Genomic DNA, 1,437 nt, shown 5'->3' on the forward strand with positions numbered 1-1,437 from the left:
GACCACCCGGGACCCCGCGTCCCCCGCCTAGGAAGGCCCTTTCACGATGTCTGCCGCACCCGCTAGCGCCGAGCCCTCCACGCGCGAAATCCAGATCGCCATTGCCCCCCTCGACACCCTCCTCAGCGAAGACCTCGGCGCCGCCGCCGCTTCCGTCGACCACTGGCTGCAAGAAATCAGCTACGGCCTGGTCGACCTGCAGCTGCTGCGCCAGGCCGCCGAAAGCGTGCCGGTGATGGCCAATGCCCTGTCCTGCATGGACGCGCTGATCGACATCCTCGAACTGGTCGAAAGCCCTTCCCCCGACCCGCTGCTGTGGGTCAGCCTGGGCATCAACCTGATCGGCATCGTCCCCTATCCACCTGGCCTGTCCCGCGCCCGTACGGTGCTGCGCCCGGTGCTGCAACTGACCCGCCAGACCCTGCGCCGCCGCCCCGGCGCGCACATCGGCGCGGTGATCCTGGAGATCATCGACGGCCACCTGCACGCCAATATCCGCGGTGCCCTGGAGCACTACGTGCGCGAGGCCCTGGCCCAGTTGCCGGCCATGCTCAGCGCCGCTGCCGACACCGCGCGCCAGTTGTTCACCAGCCTGGCCAAGACTATCAGCGCCGCCGCCCGTGGCGACCTGGATGCCGCCAGCAGCCACCGCCTGGCCCGCGCGCAGATGGCCCAGGTGGCGCTGTACGACTCGGCCCTGGAGACCGACGCCTGGCGCCTGGCCCTGTCGGCCCTGGCCAACGCCTCCGAGGGCAGCCTCAAGGACGGCTACAACAGCGTTGCCCGCCACTTCAGCGGCGAACTGGACACCCTGTTGGGTCCCCTGATCCGCACCCTCGAAGACCTGGCCAAGGTCGTGCCCCGTCGCCTCGAAGCGCTGGGCAGCGCGGGTATGGAAAACAGCATCGCCTGGCTGCTGACCCGCTTGCTCGAGACCGTGCTGGCCAATCCGCGCCGCCCGGGCATGGCCGTTGCCATCCGCCCCGGCGTTACTCACCAGGCCCGGCATGTCCACGCGGAAGGACCGACCGAGGTGGTGCGCAGCCAGGTTCGTGCCAACAAGCAGCCCAAGCCCGAAAAGAACGGCCCCTGTGCCTGCACCGGGTTCAGCATCGGCCATGTGCTCGGGGACGAGACACTGGCCCATCAGGATTTCAGCCTGTCCGGGCCGTTCCCGGTCAACTGGACGCGCACTTACAACTCACGGCTGGCGGCCCTCGATCATGGTCGCTCGGCGCCCGCTGGATCACCGAGTTCACCACCTGCATTGATGTCGTGGAAAAAGGGGTGGTGTTCCACGACAGCGACGGCCGCAGCCACGACTACCCGCTGCCCAAGGTCGGCAAGCCGCACTACGACCCGATCGAGTACGTCAGCCTGGTGCGTACCGCCGAACAGCAACTGGTGTTGCTGCGTGGCCTGGACCGCCGCGAAACC

Annotated in this window: 1 protein-coding gene; it reads left to right on the top strand. The window is 68.4% G+C overall.

What is annotated here, in order from left to right; all coding sequences use genetic code 11:
- Positions 1 to 46 precede the first annotated feature (46 nt).
- Positions 47 to 1,437, top strand: a 1,391-nt coding sequence (locus P5705_RS26115; RefSeq protein ID WP_277463742.1) for a DUF6531 domain-containing protein, incomplete at its 3' end; no start/stop codon positions are given.

Source organism: Pseudomonas entomophila, from assembly GCF_029478665.1.
In the GTDB taxonomy this organism is placed as follows: Bacteria; Pseudomonadota; Gammaproteobacteria; order Pseudomonadales; family Pseudomonadaceae; genus Aquipseudomonas; species Aquipseudomonas entomophila_F.